This is a genomic window from Lentzea sp. NPDC036949, from assembly GCF_055608075.1.
In genome coordinates this window covers 193,004-209,408 of sequence record NZ_JBVJRA010000013.1, presented here as the reverse complement: position 1 = coordinate 209,408, position 16,405 = coordinate 193,004, and the positions used below count along the sequence as shown (strand labels likewise).

General features: G+C 70.8%; 13 protein-coding genes. 4 read left to right on the top strand and 9 right to left on the bottom strand.

Annotation, left to right across the window (positions count from 1 at the left end):
- Window positions 1-42 precede the first annotated feature (42 nt).
- From ACZ7CD_RS31710 to ACZ7CD_RS31690, 5 genes are all read right to left on the bottom strand, one after another.
- The gene (locus ACZ7CD_RS31710) at window positions 43-1,971 is read right to left on the bottom strand and encodes a hypothetical protein (protein ID WP_470380330.1); all 1,929 of its coding nucleotides are present in this window, start codon (window positions 1,969-1,971) and stop codon (window positions 43-45) included.
- A 21-nt stretch (window positions 1,972-1,992) separates the two neighbouring features.
- Window positions 1,993-3,501: an alkaline phosphatase D family protein gene (locus tag ACZ7CD_RS31705; RefSeq protein WP_470380329.1), complete on the bottom strand. Its 1,509-nt coding sequence runs from the start codon at window positions 3,499-3,501 to the stop codon at window positions 1,993-1,995.
- 217 nt (window positions 3,502-3,718) lie between these two features.
- A complete protein-coding gene (locus tag ACZ7CD_RS31700; RefSeq protein WP_360399451.1) occupies window positions 3,719-4,117 on the bottom strand; it encodes a DUF4233 domain-containing protein in 399 nt (132 codons plus the stop codon).
- Window positions 4,114-5,451, bottom strand: a complete 1,338-nt coding sequence (folC, locus tag ACZ7CD_RS31695) for a bifunctional tetrahydrofolate synthase/dihydrofolate synthase (protein ID WP_360399454.1) — start codon at window positions 5,449-5,451, stop codon at window positions 4,114-4,116. Before folC ends, ACZ7CD_RS31700 begins: the two co-directional genes overlap by 4 nt.
- Window positions 5,452-5,454: 3 nt before the next feature.
- Window positions 5,455-8,082: a valine--tRNA ligase gene (locus ACZ7CD_RS31690; protein WP_470380328.1), complete on the bottom strand. Its 2,628-nt coding sequence runs from the start codon at window positions 8,080-8,082 to the stop codon at window positions 5,455-5,457.
- Window positions 8,083-8,167: 85 nt separating this feature from the next.
- On the opposite strand from ACZ7CD_RS31690, the gene ACZ7CD_RS31685 reads away from it, so the two are divergent.
- Complete coding sequence (locus ACZ7CD_RS31685) at window positions 8,168-9,055, top strand: hypothetical protein (RefSeq protein WP_470380327.1); 888 nt, start codon at window positions 8,168-8,170, stop codon at window positions 9,053-9,055.
- 149 nt (window positions 9,056-9,204) lie between these two features.
- Complete coding sequence (locus ACZ7CD_RS31680; protein ID WP_470380326.1) at window positions 9,205-11,493, top strand: FdhF/YdeP family oxidoreductase; 2,289 nt, start codon at window positions 9,205-9,207, stop codon at window positions 11,491-11,493.
- Here ACZ7CD_RS31680 and ACZ7CD_RS31675 read toward each other — a convergent pair whose 3' ends face one another.
- The 4 genes from ACZ7CD_RS31675 to ACZ7CD_RS31660 form a co-directional block, all read right to left on the bottom strand.
- The gene (locus ACZ7CD_RS31675) at window positions 11,494-11,655 is read right to left on the bottom strand and encodes a hypothetical protein (RefSeq protein ID WP_470380325.1); all 162 of its coding nucleotides are present in this window, start codon (window positions 11,653-11,655) and stop codon (window positions 11,494-11,496) included.
- Between the two features lie 25 nt (window positions 11,656-11,680).
- Window positions 11,681-12,238: a winged helix-turn-helix domain-containing protein gene (locus tag ACZ7CD_RS31670; RefSeq protein ID WP_470380324.1), complete on the bottom strand. Its 558-nt coding sequence runs from the start codon at window positions 12,236-12,238 to the stop codon at window positions 11,681-11,683.
- Window positions 12,239-12,308: 70 nt separating this feature from the next.
- Entirely contained in the window at window positions 12,309-12,800 is a 492-nt protein-coding gene (locus tag ACZ7CD_RS31665) for a hypothetical protein (RefSeq protein ID WP_360399472.1), read from the bottom strand.
- Between the two features lie 47 nt (window positions 12,801-12,847).
- Window positions 12,848-14,362 (bottom strand): phytoene desaturase family protein, encoded by a 1,515-nt coding sequence (locus tag ACZ7CD_RS31660; RefSeq protein WP_470380323.1) that lies wholly within the window; start codon window positions 14,360-14,362, stop codon window positions 12,848-12,850.
- Between the two features lie 64 nt (window positions 14,363-14,426).
- Here ACZ7CD_RS31660 and fdhD point away from each other — a divergent pair, with 64 nt between their 5' ends.
- Entirely contained in the window at window positions 14,427-15,254 is an 828-nt protein-coding gene (fdhD, locus tag ACZ7CD_RS31655; RefSeq protein ID WP_360399478.1) for a formate dehydrogenase accessory sulfurtransferase FdhD, read from the top strand.
- The gene (locus ACZ7CD_RS31650) at window positions 15,241-16,398 is read left to right on the top strand and encodes a CaiB/BaiF CoA transferase family protein (RefSeq protein WP_360399481.1); all 1,158 of its coding nucleotides are present in this window, start codon (window positions 15,241-15,243) and stop codon (window positions 16,396-16,398) included. The genes fdhD and ACZ7CD_RS31650 overlap by 14 nt, the downstream gene beginning before the upstream one ends.
- The last annotated feature ends 7 nt before the right edge of the window (window positions 16,399-16,405 follow it).

The following is a 16,405-nucleotide window of genomic DNA, read 5'->3' as shown; positions in this document are numbered from 1 at the left end:
AACAGGGGGAAACAATACGTCGGGGCGTGCAAACATTTGCGGTCAGCGGGTCGGGCGGTGGTAGGTCGGCACCACGTGCAGCGGGTGGACGCCCCAGTCGGTGATCGCCTGCAACGCGAGCTGGCCCAGCCCGACCACGTTGTTCGCCGCCGCCGGGGCCTCCAGCGTGGGCAGGCCGTTGAACTGGGTGTTCGCCGACGGCGCGGGGGACGCGGAGGCGATCGCGACCGGGTCGCCGTCGAAGAGGCCCTGCACGGTCAGCAACACGTACGGGTCCTGCTTCAGCTCGTTCTCCAGCTGCTCGACGAAGATGTGCTCACCGCGTTTCGCCGCGGCGAACACGCACCGGCCGAGCCGTTCGAACGCCTCCCGGCACGCCTCCGGTGTCGCCGCCGCCAGCGCCTCCTCCTCGCTCACCCCGGTGAGCACGGTCTTGGTCCCGGTCGTGGCGTCGCCGTAGCGGTTCGGGATCAACAGCTCGCCGGTGTCCTGGTCGAGCAGCACGACGTCGCGGAACCGGTGGCCCGGCGCGTGGGCGCGGGTCAGCACCCCGGAACCGAGCCGGCTCGACAGCGCGTCGTCGGGCAACCGCCAGTACGTCCGCTGCTCCCCCTGCTGCAACGCAACGCAGCCGCCGACCGGGATGCCCGGCACCGCCGTGGCCAGCTGCCCGCTGAACTGCGCACGCACCTCGTCCGCGAGGCTCTCCGGCGTGCCCGGCGCCTCCGTCGTGCCCGCGTGGCGGTGGAAGGTGACCGCCATGTCCAACGGGTGCGGGCCCCATTCGAGCGCCGCGTGCAGGACGAGCTCACCGATGCCGCGCAGGTTCTCCGCCGTGACGGGCGCCCTGATCCCCGGACTGCCCTGGAACGGCGTGTTCTCCGAGGGCGCCGGCGAGCACGAGACGAGCACGACGTCCTCGTCCTCGTGGTGCTGCATGCTCAGCACCGCGAACGGCTCCGACCGCCCGACCTGGTGCGTGATCGGTTCGATCGTGAGGTACTCGTTGCGGCCGTCGGCCATGTCGGCCAGCCGCCCGAGGGCGCGGTAGGCCTCCTTGAGCGCCTCGGGCGTGACCGCCGCGTACGCCTCGTCACGGGTGACCGGCTGGAGCCGGGTGTGGACGCCCAGGGAGGCGCCGTCGGTCATGAACCGGTCCATCATCAGGGCGGTTCCGGTGCGCTCGTCGACCACGAGCACCTCGCGGAACCGGGCCTCGCCGTGTGGGGAGCGACCCAGGGTGCCACGGCCGAGCCGGTGCGGCACGGCCTCGCCGACCAGCTTCCAGTAGGTGGTGCGTTCGCCGATCTGCAGCGCGATGTGGCCGTTGACCGGGAGGCCGCACTCGGCATTGACGAGCTGGGAGTTGAACACCGCGTCCACCTCCGGCGGGAGCTGCGGCGCCGGTGGTGCCACGAACGCCGGGTCGACCCGTGCGGTGCTCACGAGCTGGTGCATCAACCGGCGCACGCGCGACAGCGGGTGGTCGGGGAAGCGGCTGTCGAACCGCGGGTCGTCGCCCGCGTGGAACGGCAGCCGGCCCTGTACCTGCGGCGCGTACGGGTGCGGCAGGACCCAGCGCTGGAACCCGATCTCGGCGGCCAGCACGCCCTCGCGCACGCCGGTCGTGCCGCGTTCCTCCGCCACCAGCGACAGCACCGCGTGCGCGGTCACCCCCTGCACGGTCAGCGAGAGGCCGAACGCCTGGCCGGGCCGGTTCCCCAGCGGCACCTTGGCGATCTGCAGCAGCGCGGGCACGTCGCCGAGCTGGACGACCTGCGCCTCGACGAGACAGCCCGTCGGGGCGTAGCGGACCGCGAGCTCACGCCGCAGCCCCTGCAGGTCGTCCAGCCCCACCGGCAGGTCGGCCGGGCCGTCGTAGACGGTCAGCGCGAGCCGGTCACCGCCTCCGTGGAGCCAGGAGTTCTCTTCGTGCTGCTGGAAGCCGGTGGTGTCGAACGTGATGGGCACGCACCAACCCTATTGCGATCTTCAGCGCGCGTTGAGCGTTGTGGACCAGAGCGCTGCGCCGGATGCGTCACGCAGCCACACCGTGAGCTCGTTCCGGTCGGCCCTGACCTCGCCGAAGTGCTGGAAGGCGTCGAGCGGGCTGGTGTTCGCGGCGGGCGGTGCGTGCACGAACACGGCTTCGGGACCGAAGGTCGGGTCGAGCGTGTTGGGACCGAACGCGCCGGAGTGCAGCGGGCCGGACACGAACTCCCAGAACGGGTCGAAGTCGCCGACGGCGGCCCGCTCCGGCGAGTAGTGGTGGGCGGCGGTGTAGTGGACGTCCGCCGTCAGCCACACCGTGTTGCGCACCCGGCGCCGCTTGAGCTCGCGCAGCACCCACGCGATCTCGTGCTCACGGCCGTTCGGTGCGCCGGGCAGGCCGTTCGCCACGCCCTCGATGTCGGTGCCGTCCGGCACGGTCAGCCCGATGGGCAGGTCGGCGGCGATGACCTTCCACGTGGCGGTGCTGCGCGCGAGACTCTCGACGAGCCACTTCGCCTGCGCCGCACCGAGGATCACGCCCGGCTGGTCCTTCGGCGCGGTGTTGCGGTCCTTGTAGGTGCGCATGTCGAGCACGAACACCTCGACGTTGCGGCCGTAGGCGAACTTCCGGTAGACGCGGCCGTCCACGGCGCGGTGGCGGTCGATCGGCATCCACTCGTGGAACGCCTGGAACGCCCGCTGCGCCAGCACGTCCACGCGCTTCTCGGTGTACTGCGGGAGGTCGAGGATCTCGCCGGGGTACCAGTTGTTCGTGACCTCGTGGTCGTCCCACTGCGCGAAGACGGGGACCTCGGCTGCGAACCGACGCACGTTGTCGTCGAGCAGGTTGTAGGCGAACTGGCCGCGGTACTCGTCGAGCGTCTCGGCGACCTTGAGCTTCTCCTGCGTCACGACGTTGCGCCAGATCCGGCCGTCCGGCAGCGTCACCGACTCCTTCAGCGGGTTGTCGGAGTAGACGCTGTCCCCGCTGTGGATGAAGAAGTCCGGGCGGCGGTCGGCCATCGCGCGGAAGATCGGCATGCCGCCGATGTCGGGGTTGATGCCCCAGCCCTGGCCAGCGACGTCACCGGACCACACGAACCGCACCTCGTCACGGCCCAGCGGCGCGGTGGTGAAGCTGCCGGTGACCGGTGCGCTGCGGGTGCGGCCGTGCAGGTCCTCCGCCGTCACGCGGTAGTAGGCGCGGCGGCCGGGCAGCAGGCTCGACACCCGGACGTGGCCGGTGCCACCGGTCTCGGGCGTGAGCAACGGGCCGCGGATGCGCCGGGAGAAGCGGAACCCCGGGTCGTTCGACACCTCGACGAGCATCCGGGAGGGGCGGTCGGCGCGGGTCCAGACGATGCCACCGTCCCAGGTGACGTCACCGGACTGCACGCCGTGCGTGAGCAGCGGCCGGTCGGTCTTCGCGAGGCCGGCTCCGGTCGGCACCAGCGCTGCCGCCGTGCCCAGCGCGCCTGCCTTGAACAACGTGCGTCGGTCGAAGGTCATGGGCGGTTTCTAGTCGCCGGTTCTGACCACAGCCCCAACCGCGGGTGAACTTCGTTCCGGCCGGTGTGCTTGACCACCAGCCAGCGGCCGGGCCGGCAGCTGCCGTGGCGACTGCGTGGCCCGCGCAGACGGCGCTCGGCAGGTCATGACCCGCCGCCTTCACAGAAAGAGGACGAATTCGCGGGGGCCGCGAACTCGTCCTCTCACCGGTCCTTCGTCAGCCGGCCTGCTGCTGCTGGGACGGCAGTCGTCCCTCGGCCATCCGCTTGAGCAGGTCCTTGCGCAGCCACAGCAGGTACGCCCACACCAGTGCGAAGATCACGCCGATCACGCCGAGGGCGGGCAGCAGGACCCACGTCGCGATCAGCAGCACGTGCAGGCCGATCAGCACGCCGATGGCCCACGGGCGGCGGACGAACGCGCACAGCGCGATGAAGGCGACGATGAAGCCGAACGTCACCCAGCCCACGAGCGAGGTGACGCCGCCGTGCAGCTTCGCGATGACCGGCAACGCCAGCGCCACGACGATGACTTCGAGGATCAAGGTGCCCGCCATGATGCCGCGGAACGCCTTCATCGGGTCCTTCTTCGGTGCCGGCACCGGGTTCTCGCTCATGCCGGTTCCTTTCCGAACAACGCGCGGGCCTCACCGGCGGTGACGACGGAGCCGGTGACGATGACACCACCGCCGGACAGCTCGTCCTCGGTGAGGTGGATGGCCTCGTCGATCGCGTCGACCAGGCGGGGGCGGACCTCGAAGCGGTCCTCGCCGAAGATCGGCACGGCGAGACCGGCCAGCACGTCCGGGTCCATGGCGCGCGGCGACGAGTTCGTGGTGATGACCAGTTCGGACACCACCGGTTCGAGCGCCGAGAGGATGCCCTCGGCGTCCTTGTCCGACATCACGGCGACGACGGCCACGAGCTTGCGGAACCCGAACTCCGATTCCAGCGCCTTGGCCAGTGCCGCGGCGCCGTGCGGGTTGTGCGCGGCGTCGACGAAGACGTTCGGCGCGGAGCGGACCCGTTCCAGCCGGCCCGGTGAGACGACCGTCGCGAAGCCCTCGCGGATCGCCTCGACGTCGAGCTGCCGGTCGGTGCCCGCGCCGAAGAACGCCTCGACCGCGGCCAGCGCCAGCGCCGCGTTCGCCGCCTGGTGCTCCCCGTGCAGCGGCAGGAAGATGTCCTCGTAGACCCCGCCGAGGCCCTGCAGCGTCACGAGCTGGCCGCCGACCGCGACCGAGCGGGAGACGACGCCGAACTCGCTGCCGAAGCGCGCGACCGTGGCGTCGACCTCGGCCACGCGTTCCAGGACGACCCGCATCGCCTCGGGCGTCTGCTCACCGATGACGGCGACCGAGCCGGGCTTGATGATCCCGGCCTTCTCGGTCGCGATGTCCTCGATCCGGTTGCCCAGGTACTCGGTGTGGTCGATCGAGATCGGCGTGAGGATCGCGATCTTCGCGTCGGCGATCGAGGTCGCGTCCCACGTGCCGCCCATGCCGACCTCGACGACCGCGACGTCGACCGGTGCGTCGGCGAAGGCGGCGTAGGCCATGCCGGTGAGCACCTCGAACTTGCTCATCCGGATCTCGGACCGCGCGTCCACCATCGCGACGTACGGCTCGATGTCGCGGAAGACCTCGACGTAGCGCTCGGGGCTGATCGGCTGGTTGTCGAGGCTGATCCGCTCGGTGGCCAGCTGCAGGTGCGGGCTGGTGTAGCGGCCGGTGCGCAGGCCGATGCGCGCGAACAGCGCGTCGACCATGCGCGACGTCGACGTCTTGCCGTTCGTGCCCGTCAGCTGCACGACCGGGTAGCTCGTCTGGGGGTCGCCCAGCACGTGCGCCAGCGCCTTGATCCGGTCCAGCGACGGCTCGAGCTTGGTCTCGGGCCAGCGCTGGTTGAGCTCGTTCTCGACGTCGAGGAACTCGTCGAGGTTGGTGTCCATCGGTTACTTCTCCGGCAGCGCGGCCAGGCGCTCGTTGATGCGGGTGATGTCGGCCTCGGCGGTGGCCTTGCGCTCCTCGATCTTGGCGACGACGTCGGCCGGCGCCTTGGCGAGGAAGCCCGCGTTGCCGAGCTTGCCCGAGGTCTGGGCGAGCTCCTTCTGCGCTGCCGCGAGGTCCTTCTCGAGGCGCTTGCGCTCGGCCACGACGTCGATCGCGCCGGACAGGTCCAGCTCGACCTTCACCGCTCCCCTGGGCAGGCCGACCTCCAGCGTGGCGGAGACGGTGAAGTCCTCGCCCGGCTCGGTCAGGCGCGTCATCGAGCGGACCGACGGCACCTGGTCGGTCAGGCCGACGCAGCACGCGCCGCGGACCTTGCCCGCGACCTTCTGCCCCGGCTTGAGGCCCTGCTCCGAGCGGAACCGGCGGATCTCGGTGGCCAGCTTCTTCAGGCCCTCGACCTCGGCCTTGGCGTCCGCGTCGCGCTCGGCACCGGAGGCCTGGGGCCACGCGGCGACGACGAGCGACTCCTCGCCGGTGAGCGTGGTCCACAGCGTCTCGGTGATGAACGGGACCGCCGGGTGCAGCAGGCGCAGCAGCGTGTCGAGGACGTGGCCCAGGACCGACTGCGTGGCCTCGACCCGGCCGTCGGCGATCTGGACCTTCGCGATCTCCAGGTACCAGTCGCAGAACTCGTCCCAGGTGAAGCTGTACAGCGCCTCACAGGCACGGGAGAACTGGAACGCCTCGAAGTTCGTGTCCACCGTGGACACGAGGGCGTCGAGCTCGTCGAGGATCCAGCGGTCAGCCGCCGTCAGCTCGTCGCGGGCGGGCAGAGGGCGGGCCACCGTCGCACCGTTGGAGAGGGCGAACCTGGTGGCGTTCCACAGCTTCGTGGTGAAGTTGCGGGAGCCGGCCGCCCACTCCTCGGCGACGGCCATGTCCGAACCGGGGTTCGTGCCGCGCAGCAACGTGAACCGGGTGGCGTCGGCGCCGTAGCGCTCCATCCAGTCCAGCGGGTCGATGCCGTTGCCCTTGGACTTCGACATCTTCTTGCCGTGCTGGTCCCGGATGAGACCGTGCAGGAAGACGTGGTCGAACGGCTGGACCTCGTCCATCGCGTACAGGCCGAACATCATCATCCGGACGACCCAGAAGAACAGGATGTCGTAGCCGGTCGACAGAACGCTGGTCGGGTAGAACTTCTTCAGGTCCTCGGTGGAGTCCGGCCAGCCCAGCGTCGAGAACGGCCACAGGCCCGAGGAGAACCAGGTGTCGAGGACGTCCTCGTCCTGGCGCCAGCCCTCACCGGTGGGCACCTCGTCGTCGGGTCCGACGCAGACGACCTCGCCGTTCGGGCCGTAGTAGACCGGGATGCGGTGGCCCCACCAGAGCTGGCGCGAGATGCACCAGTCGTGCAGGTTGTCGGTCCAGTCGAAGTAGCGCTTGTTCAGCTCGGCCGGGTGGATCTTGGTGCGGCCGTCGCGGACGGCGGCGGACGCCTTGGCCGCGATGCCCTCGACCTTGACCCACCACTGCAGCGACAGCCGCGGCTCGACGACGGTGTTGCAGCGCGAGCAGTGCCCGACGGAGTGGACGTACGGCCGCTTCTCCGCCACGATCCGGCCCTCGGCGCGCAGCGCGGCGACGATCGCCGGGCGCGCCTCGAAGCGGTCGAGCCCGAGGAACGGGCCGGGCACGGTGATGGTGGCGCGGCCGTCCATGACCGTGAGGTTCGGCAGGCCGTGGCGCTGGCCGATCTCGAAGTCGTTCGGGTCGTGCGCGGGCGTCACCTTGACCGCACCGGTGCCGAACTTCGGGTCGACGTGCGCGTCGGCGACGATCGGGATGCGGCGGCCGGTCAGCGGCAGCTCGACCTCGGTGCCGATCAGGTGCCGGTAGCGCTCGTCGTCGGGGTGGACGGCGACCGCGGTGTCACCCAGCATCGTCTCGGCGCGCGTGGTCGCGACGACGATCGACGCGTCCCCGTCGCCGTAGCGGATCGAGACGAGCTCGCCCTCGTCGTCGCTGTGGTCGACCTCGATGTCCGACAGCGCCGTCTGGCAGCGCGGGCACCAGTTGATGATCCGCTCGGCCTGGTAGATCAGACCGTCGTCGTACATCTTCTTGAAGATCGTCTGGACGGCGCGCGACAGCCCCTCGTCCATGGTGAAGCGCTCGCGCGACCAGTCGATGCCGTCGCCGAGCCGCTTCATCTGGTCGAGGATCTTGCCGCCGTACTCCTCCTTCCACTCCCAGACGCGCTCGACGAACTTCTCGCGCCCGAGGTCCTGCCGCGACAGGCCCTGCTTCGCGAGGTCGCGCTCGACGGCGTTCTGCGTCGCGATGCCGGCGTGGTCCATGCCCGGCAGCCACAGGACCTCGTAGCCCTGCATGCGGCGGCGGCGCGTCAGGGCGTCCATCACGCTGTGGTTCATCGCGTGGCCCATGTGGAGGCTGCCGGTGACGTTCGGCGGGGGCAGCACGATCGTGAACGGCGGCTTGTCGCTCTTGACGTCCGCCTCGAAGTACCGCCGGTCGACCCACCGCTGGTACAGCTCCGCCTCTACCTCCGCCGGAGTCCACGCGGCGGGGAGGTCAGGACGCTGGGTTGCGGTGTCGAGTTCAGTCACAGCTGACAAGTCTACGGAGGCGTGGCTATCGACTTACACCGAGATACCTGCTAACGGACGGGCGAGCCCCTAAGATCCGCGGGCTGTGAGCATTCCTGGGGGAATCGAAGACCATCCCGACCTGAAGGACGACGCCTGGCTCCGCGCGGCGAACAGACGCGCGAAGCAGGACATCCGCAGGCAGCGCAGACAGGCCCGCATGCGCAGGCACGGCGGCAAGGTCGTGTCCGCGGTCGCGCTCGTCGTCATCGTCGGCGTGGTCGTGGGGCTGTACAGGGCGGGCACGTTCGGCGAGCTGTCGATGCCGGACCTGCGGGGTTCCCACAAGGGCGTCGACACCGCGCAGCCGTACGCGCGGACACCGGCCGAGAAGTGGGCCGACGGGGAGGCCGGGATCGTCGCGCCGGACCAGGACCCGCGGTACGCGCCGATCTACGAGGCGGCACGCAGGGCGATCATCGCCGCGCACCTGGACCCGAGGATGGTGGTCGAGCGCGACCGGGCGCCGTTCCTCGCGCTGCTCGCACCCGAGGTCGCCGACCACTTCGAACCGGTGCAGGACACGGTCCTGTGGACGCGCACCAAGGCGGGCACGGCGTTGCTGCCGGCGCCGGTCAAGGTGGACGGGCGGATGTGGCCGGGCCAGGACGAGAACGGGCTGCCGGTCGTGCACACCAGCTACCGGTTCGCCTACGCGTTCGAACCGGGCGAGATGCGGAACTCGCTGTTCGAGCAGACCGACCTGCTCGCGATGGTCCGGGCGGACGTGGACTTCCAGCTCGACGCCGAGGGGCTGTGGGTCACCGGGGTCGACGGCTACCACTACCTGATGGCCTGCCAGGCGTCGAAGGACGGCTACCTGGCGCCGATGTTCACCGAGAAGCGGCAGCGGGACGACGAGGGCAGCGAGCGCGGGCCCGACGAGTGGTTCGCGTCCGACGCGCCGATCCCCACCGAGAGCGGATGCCACTGATCACTCGTTCAGAGGTGCCGATCGACCGTGACGGCGATCACAATTGACCGTCACGGACCGTTCAACCCCTTGGGGCCCGTGATGGCGACGCCGCCGCGTTCTTCGGGGGCGCTGGCGGCGCCGACGTCCATCGGCGTTGAATGAAGGACATGAGCAGCAAGCCTCCGCAGCACGACGTCGACGAGTCCGCGCTCGAAGTGTCCACGCCGAAGAGCTGGGCAGCGGGTGTTCCGGGCGTCCTCGTCTCGCTCGACCGCGCGGTCGAGCAGATGGGCGTGACCCGGACGGTCAAGACGTTGCGCCTGCTCAACCAGCGCGAGGGGTTCGACTGCCCCGGCTGTGCGTGGCCGGAGCCGCAGGGCCACCGCAAGATGGCGGAGTTCTGCGAGAACGGCGCGAAGGCCGTGGCCGAGGAGGCGACCAAGCGCCGCATCGGGCCGGAGTTCTTCGCCGCCCACTCCCTCGAGAGCCTGCGGACGAAGACCGACTACTGGCTCGGGCAACAGGGCCGGATCACCGAGCCGATGGTCCTGCGCCCCGGCGCCACCCACTACACGCCCATCGACTGGGACGACGCGTTCACGCTCATCGCCGACGAGCTGACAGCGTTGTCAGCGCCGGACGAGGCGATCTTCTACACCTCCGGCCGCACCAGCAACGAGGCCGCGTTCCTCTACCAGCTGCTGGTCCGCTCGTTCGGCACGAACAACCTGCCGGACTGCTCGAACATGTGCCACGAGTCGTCCGGCTCCGCGCTGAACGAGACCATCGGCATCGGCAAGGGCTCGGTGTCGATCAAGGACTTCGACCTCGCCGACCTGATCGTGGTCATCGGCCAGAACCCCGGCACGAACCACCCGCGCATGCTCAGCGCGCTGGAGGACGCCAAGAAGAACGGCGCGAAGATCATCGCGATCAACCCGCTGCCGGAGGCGGGCCTGATGCGGTTCAAGAACCCGCAGAACGTCGCCGGCGTCGTCGGCCGCGGCACCGCGCTGTCCGACGAGTTCGTGCAGATCAAGGTCGGCGGCGACCAGGCGCTGTTCCAGGCGGTCGGTCACCTGCTGCTGCGGTGGGACAAGCTCGACAAGGCGTTCATCGCCGCGAAGACGCACGGGTTCGAGGCCTACGCCGAGAGCCTGCGCGAGCTCGACTGGGACCGCGTGCTCACCGCGACCGGCCTGACCCGCGAGCAGATCACCAGGGTCGCCGGCATGTTCGTCGACTCGCAGCGCACGATCGCGTGCTGGGCCATGGGCCTCACGCAGCACAAGCACAGCGTGCCGACGATCCGCGAGATCACGAACGTGATGTTCCTGCGCGGCATGATCGGCAAGCCGGGTGCGGGCCTGTGCCCGGTGCGCGGCCACTCGAACGTGCAGGGCGACCGCACGATGGGCATCTACGAGAAGATGCCGGAGAAGTTCCTGCTGGCGCTGGAGAACGAGTTCGGCATCTCCGTCCCGCGCAAGCACGGCTTCGACACCGTCGACGCGATCAACGCCATGCGCCACGGCCGCGGCAAGGTGTTCATCGCGATGGGCGGCAACTTCGTCAGCGCCACCCCGGACACCCCGGTGACCGAGAAGGCGCTGGAGCAGTGCTCGCTGACCGTGCACGTCTCCACGAAGCTCAACCGCTCGCACGTCGTGCACGGCCGCACCGCGCTGATCCTGCCCGCGCTGGGCCGCACCGAGAGCGACGTGCAGCACTCCGGCGAGCAGTTCGTGACGGTCGAGGACTCGATGTCGGTCGTGCACCGCTCGCGGGGCCGCCTGGCGCCCGCCTCCGACCGGCTGCTGTCCGAGGTCTCGATCGTCTGCCGGCTGGCGCGCAAGGTGCTCGGCGCCGCGCACCCGGTCGCCTGGGAGGAGTTCGAGAAGGACTACGACGTCATCCGCGAGCACATCGCGCGCGTCGTGCCGGGCTGCACCGACTACAACACGCGCGTGCGCCAGCCGGACGGTTTCGTGCTGCCGCACCCGCCGCGCGACTCGCAGGAGTTCGCGACGGCCACCGGCAAGGCCAACTTCACGGCGAACGAGCTGACCGTGCTGGAGGTGCCGGAGGGCCGGCTGCTCATGCAGACCCTGCGCAGCCACGACCAGTACAACACCACGATCTACGGCCTGGACGACCGCTACCGGGGCGTCAAGGACGGCCGGCGCGTGGTGTTCGTCAACCCGGACGACCTCAAGGCGCTCGGGTTCTCCAATGGCCAGATGGTCGACATCGTCTCGGAGTGGAAGGACGACCCGACGGGCGTCGTCGAACGCCGCGCCGAGTCGTTCCGGATCGTGTCGTACCCGACCGCGCGCGGGTGCGCGGCGACGTACTTCCCGGAGGCGAACCCGTTGGTGCCGCTGGACTCCAAGGCCGACATCTCGGGGACGCCGACCTCCAAGTCGGTGGTCGTGCGGCTGGAGCCGGCGGCCTGATCAGGCGTGCCGGACCCGGACGGACAGCCGTAACCGGCGCCGCTCGGGTTCGGCCGCGGGTTCCTGCTCGGTCTTCCTGACGAGCCGGCGCGCGGCGGCGTCGGCCTCGAAGTCCCGCTGACGGGACTTCGCGATTGCGAACACGTGGTCGTGCGGGATCATGCGAGCTCTCCTTCGAGTCGGTTGGTCACTCGGGTGCGACCGTGTGGCTCAGGAAGAACCGGACCGCCCGCGCGCCCTCGGGGCGCAGCCCGGGGTTCAGCTTGCGCTCGCCGTACTTCTCGAAGACGGCCCGCAGCTCCTCGACGAGGGCGACGGCCTCCTCGGGGGTGACGAACTTGACCGTGCCCTCGGTGCCGATCGCCGGGCGCCACTCCGCGGGCATCCGGTCGAACTGGCGCAGGCTCGACCGGATGCGTTCGAACTCCTGGTCCAGGTAGGCCGTCGACGCCGCCTCGGCCGCGAGCGCCGCCTCACCCTCCAGGCCCTCGGTCGAGATGGACTGGCGCTTCGGGACGATCTTCCACGGCTTCTGCCTGCCCGGCCCCTCGACCTCGTCGACGAAGCCGTACTTGGCCAGCATGTTCAGGTGGTACGAGCAGCTCGCGACGCTCTCACCGAGCACCGCCGAGCACTGGGTCGCGGTCTGCGGCCCCTGCTCGGTGAGCAGCTGGAGCACCTTCCAGCGGAACGGGTGCGACAGCGCCCGGAGCGCCTTGGGGTCGGTGATGGGAGCGTCGGTCATGACACGACGGTACGCGTATCAAGGAACCCTTAGCAAGGTTTCTTGATATAGAAGTCTTGAGATAGCCGCGTCACCAGTCCGGCGAGTTCCGGGCCACCGCCGTGACCAGCGGCAACGACTCGATGACCGGCACCCGCAGCAGCTCGGCGGGCACGTCGGGGTCACGCACCGGCTCGACCAGCTCGCGCAGCAACGCCCCCACGACGTCGTCCGCCGTCGAGTCGATCTCGTGCGCCAGGTCGCGCAGCTGGGCGGCGGCCTCGTTGAGCACGCGCGGGCGCAGGGGTTCTTCGAGCATCAGCGCCGCCAGCCGCAGGACCCGCCGGCTCGTGCGCAACCGCAGGCTGCGCGACGCCGACTCCGGGCCGCCGGCGAGCCCCAGCCGGCCGCGGGTGCGGTCGATCCACGGCTCGACCGTCTCCCGGCGCCAGATCGGGCCGGACGCGAGCTCCGCGTCCGGCTCCGGGATGCCGTGCGAACGGCGCTTGCGCCACACCGTGACGAGCTGGCGGCTCAGGCCCATGGCGTCGGCGATCTCCGCGATCCCGTAGAAGTCCCCCACGGGCACCACTGTAACCAGAGATGACGACTCACGTCATCGAGAATGTCTCAGCCGCGTTCCAGCACAGCCCGCGCCGCGTTGTGGCCGCCGATGCCGCTGACCCCGCCGCCGCGCCGGGAGCCCGCGCCGCAGACGAAGACGTTGTCCACGTCGGTCTCCACGCCCCAGCGGCCGACCTCGTCCTCGCTCTCGGCGAACGGCCACGCGAGCTCGCCGTGGAAGATGTTGCCGCCCGGCAGGCCCAGCTCCTCCTGCAGGTCGAGCGGTGTGCGCGCCTCGATGCACGGCCGGCCGTCGGCGTCCACCGCCAGGCAGTCCTGCACCGGCTCGACGAGGTGGGCGTTGAGCTGGTCGAGGTAGCGCTCGACGAGCCGGTCGCGCAGCTCCTCGTTGCGGCCCTCGAACAGCGCCGCCGGCAGGTGCAGGCCGAACAGCGTCAGCGTCTCGTGGCCCGCGAGCGACGGGCCGAGGATCGACGGGTCGGTCAGCGAGTGGCAGTACATCTCGCCCGGCAGCACCGACGGCACCCGTCCGGCGGCGCTCTCCCGGTAGGCGGTCTCCAGCTGGTCGTAGGACTCGTCGAGGTGGAACGTGCCGGCGAACGCGAGCCGCGCGTCCACACCGGACTTGAGCGCGGGCAGCCTGCGCAGCAGCACGTTGATCTTCAGCTGGCAGCCGGGCGAGTCGTGGACCTCCTTGCCCCGCAACCGTCCCAGCACGGACGGGGCCACGTTCGACAGCACGAACCTCGCGTCCACCGAGGTGCCGTTGTACGCCACGGAGGCCGTCTTCCCGTCGGCTTCGACGGAGGTCACCTCGGCGCCGGTGACGATCTTCGCCCCGGCCGCGCGCGCCGCCCGTTCCAGCTCGGCGGTGACCGCTCCCATGCCGCCGACCGGGACCTTCCACTCCCCCGTGCCGTTGCCGATCACGTGGTAGAGGAAGCACCTGTTGGCCTGCAACGAGTGCAGCGACGAGTGCGTGCCGATCAACGCGTCGGTCGCGACGACGCCGCGCACCAGGTCGTTCTCGAACAGCTCCCGCAGCGTCGCGCCGATCGGCCGTTCGAAGACCTGCTCCCACACCCGGCCGCGCGCCACCGCGTCGACGTGCACGCGCAGGTGCTCGCGGGAGACCAGCGGTTCCAGCAGCGTCGGCGCCAGCGCGCGGGCCATCAGGTCGAGGTCGGCGTACCAGCGCTGCCAGCGCTCCCAGTCGCCGAGGTCACCGCACACCTCCTGGAACGACCGGGTGGTCGCCTCGCCCGGTGACCGCTCGACGAGCAGCCCGGACCCGCCACCGGGCGTGTAGGAGGACGCGGCCCGCGACCGCAGCGCCAGCTTGAGCCCGAGGTCGGAGACGATCCGGTCCGGCAGCAGGCTCACCAGGTAGGAGAAGCGGGAGAGCCGGGCGTCGACACCGGCCCACGGCGACGCGCTCACCGCGGCGCCGCCGACGTGCGGGAGCTTCTCCAGCACGGTCACCGACCGGCCGGCCCCGGCCAGGTACGCGGCGGCCACGAGCCCGTTGTGGCCGCCTCCCACGATCACGACGTCGTCCATGCCCCGAGATCCCTCCCACGTAGCCTGGTCGTGGGGAACATAGCGGTCCGAAGGAGAGGTGCACATGGGCCGAGTGACGGTGCGCCGGGCGGTCGAGCGGGTGTCGCCGGGTGACCGGCGGCGGCGGGTCGACGCGCTGGCCGCCGAGGAGCCGATGGAGCTGCGGGTCAACGGGCGGGCGCTGGCCGTCACGATGCGCACGCCCGGCCAGGACGTCGAGCTCGCGCACGGCTTCCTGCTCAGCGAGGGCGTGATCGGGGCCGCTCAGGACGTGTCGGTCGCGCGGTTCTGCGAGGGCACCGGGCCGGACGGGATGAACACCTACAACGTGCTCGACGTCGCATTGGCACCCGGTGTCCCGGAGCCGGACACCGGAGTGGAGCGGAACTTCTACACCACGTCGTCGTGCGGGGTGTGCGGCAAGGGCGCGCTGGACGCGGTGAAGCTCAAGACCCGCTTCTCGCCCGCCGCCGACCCGCTGCGGGTCACCCCGGAGGAGCTGACGGCGTTCCCGGACGCGTTGCGGGCCAGGCAGAAGGTCTTCTCCTCCACCGGCGGGCTGCACGCGGCCGGGTTGTTCCGCGACGGCGAGCCGCTGGTCGTGCGCGAGGACGTGGGCCGGCACAACGCCGTGGACAAGGTGCTGGGCTGGGCGGTGCTGCAGGACCTGGTGCCGCTGACCGGGTCGGTGCTGATGGTGTCCGGGCGGGCGTCGTTCGAGCTGGTGCAGAAGGCCGCGATGGCCGGGATCGCGCTGCTGGCCGCGGTGTCGGCGCCGTCGTCGCTCGCCGTCGAGCTGGCCGAGGAGCAGGGCATGACCCTCGTCGGGTTCCTGCGCGGCGACTCGATGAACGTCTACACCGGCGGGGAGCGCGTCGTTGAGGCCGCTTGACGGCGTCGTGGTGGTGAGCCTGGAGCAGGCCGTCGCCGTGCCGTACGCGACGCGGTTGCTGGCCGACCTGGGCGCCCGCGTCATCAAGGTCGAACGGCCCGGCAGCGGTGACTTCGCGCGGCACTACGACTCGGCGTGCGGCGAGGTGTCGTCGTACTTCGCGTGGACGAACGTCGGCAAGGAGTCGGTGTCGCTCGACGTCTTCCACCCGGACGGCCGGGCGTGGCTCGACCGGCTCGTCGACCGCGCCGACGTGCTGCTGTGCAACCTGTCGCCGCGGGTGTGGGACCGGCTGGGGCTGGAGCTGCCCGAGACGCTCGTGGTGGCCGAGCTGTCCGGCTACGGCTGGGACGGCCCGTACGCGGACCGCAAGGCGTTCGACGCGCTGGTGCAGTCCGAGGCGGGCCTGGTGTCGCTGACCGGCGAGGGCGACGTGATGGCGCGCGCCGGCATCTCCGTGGCCGACATCGCGGCCGGGGTGCAGCTGCACGCGGCGGTGCTGGCGGCGTTGCTGCAGAAGGCGCGCACGGGGCTGGGCACCCGGCTGCGGCTGTCGCTGTTCGACGCGCTCGCGGAGTGGATGCACCAGCCGATGCTCTACGCCGTCGGCACGGGAGCCGCCGCGCCGCGGTCGGGCGCGCACCACCCGAGCATCGCGCCCTACGGGCCGGTGGCCTGTGCGGACGGCGCGGTGCACCTGGCCGTGCAGAACGACGGCCAGTGGCAGCGTCTCAGCACGCTCATCGGCCTCGCCCCGCAGGAGAGGTTCGCCACAGTGAGCTCACGGGTGGAGCACCGCGGCGAGCTGCAGGCACTGCTCGAACGGGCGTTCGCGGACATGACCGCCGCACAGCTGCTGGCCGCGCTGGACGAGGCCGACGTGCCGGCCGCGCTGACCCGCTCGATCACCGAGCTGCCAGAACACCCGCAGCTCAGCGCGTGGACGGACGTCGCGGTGCCCGGTGGTTCGGTGCGGATGCTGCCGCCGCCGGTGCGCGGCTGGGAGTGGTCACCGGGTGCGGTGCCCGCCCTCGGCGAGCACAATGACCGCGTGCTCCGCTGGCTGGGATGCTCCGACGAGGAACTGACCTCGTTGCGCGCGCGTTCCGTCTTCTGGAAACGAGGACAGGAACCTGCGCGATGAGGTGAGC

Excerpts from the sequence above, each read along its gene's own strand:
- ACZ7CD_RS31670 (WP_470380324.1), bottom strand. The coding sequence starts at position 12,238 with ATGACCGACGCTCCCATCACCGACCCCAAGGCGCTCCGGGCGCTGTCG.
- ACZ7CD_RS31675 (WP_470380325.1), bottom strand. The coding sequence starts at position 11,655 with ATGATCCCGCACGACCACGTGTTCGCAATCGCGAAGTCCCGTCAGCGG.
- ACZ7CD_RS31680 (WP_470380326.1), top strand. The coding sequence starts at position 9,205 with ATGAGCAGCAAGCCTCCGCAGCACGACGTCGACGAGTCCGCGCTCGAA.
- ACZ7CD_RS31660 (WP_470380323.1), bottom strand. The coding sequence starts at position 14,362 with ATGGACGACGTCGTGATCGTGGGAGGCGGCCACAACGGGCTCGTGGCC.
- folC (WP_360399454.1), bottom strand. The coding sequence starts at position 5,451 with ATGGACACCAACCTCGACGAGTTCCTCGACGTCGAGAACGAGCTCAAC.
- ACZ7CD_RS31700 (WP_360399451.1), bottom strand. The coding sequence starts at position 4,117 with ATGAGCGAGAACCCGGTGCCGGCACCGAAGAAGGACCCGATGAAGGCG.
- fdhD (WP_360399478.1), top strand. The coding sequence starts at position 14,427 with ATGGGCCGAGTGACGGTGCGCCGGGCGGTCGAGCGGGTGTCGCCGGGT.
- ACZ7CD_RS31705 (WP_470380329.1), bottom strand. The coding sequence starts at position 3,501 with ATGACCTTCGACCGACGCACGTTGTTCAAGGCAGGCGCGCTGGGCACG.